Annotated in this window: 1 protein-coding gene; it reads right to left on the reverse strand. The window is 30.5% G+C overall.

Annotated features, from left to right (window positions below; all coding sequences use genetic code 11):
- Positions 1-208: 208 nt before the first annotated feature.
- Positions 209-625 (reverse strand): hypothetical protein, encoded by a 417-nt coding sequence (locus HM986_RS17585; protein WP_179336349.1) that lies wholly within the window; start codon positions 623-625, stop codon positions 209-211.
- Positions 626-983 lie beyond the last annotated feature (358 nt).

Here is a 983-nt window from a genome sequence, read left to right on the forward strand (position 1 = left end):
ACCATATGTGGTTCTTCAGCAATATGCAGCATAAAAAATAAAACTAAATATTACTAGGATTTGATCTTGGAATACGTGTATGATTAGTTGCGTGGTTCAGCAACTAAGTTAGCAAACTTTTACGAACCCGTGAATATTCCGCAGGAATATTCGCAAGTAGGGAAGAACCTAGCAATTAATTATACACGGTGTTGTACACAGTTTTTATTTATTCTTTTAATGGAATTCCATATGCTCCGCTTTTCGAAATTCCTTTAGAATAGGACATTTTGGTTTCCAAATCCATTTTTAAATATTCAGTTCCTTTTATTAAAATTCGGACAATGCTGTCTTTCCAATCAATTTTTATATCGCTTTCAACAAGGTCATTTATAATAGAATACTCATTTTTATATTCACTTAATAATGGTGGTGCATAACCTTGGTCGTGATTTATATAAACCTCAATTTCGTTACTATCATTAATTAAAGTTCCACGAGAACATATAAATCCGTCAAATTCTATTTCATTTCTATTGTCAGTTATGTCAATCACATATGCCCAAACTGAATGAATGTCTCCTTGAACGAGAACACATTTATTCATTTCGTAATTATATTCCGATTGCAATAATGCTTCATTCATACTTATATGATTTGAAAGATGATAATAGCAATTAAGATTAAGAAAAAGTAGAACAAAACTCCAGCAATTTGTGCAGTTTCAGCTTGTTCCATTTTCTTTTCAAAACCAAACTTTTTATATCTGTCGTATTCAATTTGATTCGCACTTTTTGAATTCAGCCGTGAGTTTGGATTTACAGGGAAAATGAAAAAATTAAACCATTCCTCTTTTGTAAGTGGTATGGTTTTTCTCTTTTCTTTATTTAATTCTTCTTTGTTCAGGCGTTCTCTTAAATTGTGTACAACGGTCTAGTATATGGTTTGTTGCGAGATTATAATTCTAAATTTAGTAAATAAAACTATAAGATGAAATTCCAAAG

The organism is Winogradskyella costae (assembly GCF_013403865.1).
In the GTDB taxonomy this organism is placed as follows: Bacteria; Bacteroidota; Bacteroidia; order Flavobacteriales; family Flavobacteriaceae; genus Winogradskyella; species Winogradskyella costae.

Excerpts from the sequence above, each read along its gene's own strand:
- HM986_RS17585 (WP_179336349.1), bottom strand. The coding sequence starts at position 625 with ATGAATGAAGCATTATTGCAATCGGAATATAATTACGAAATGAATAAA.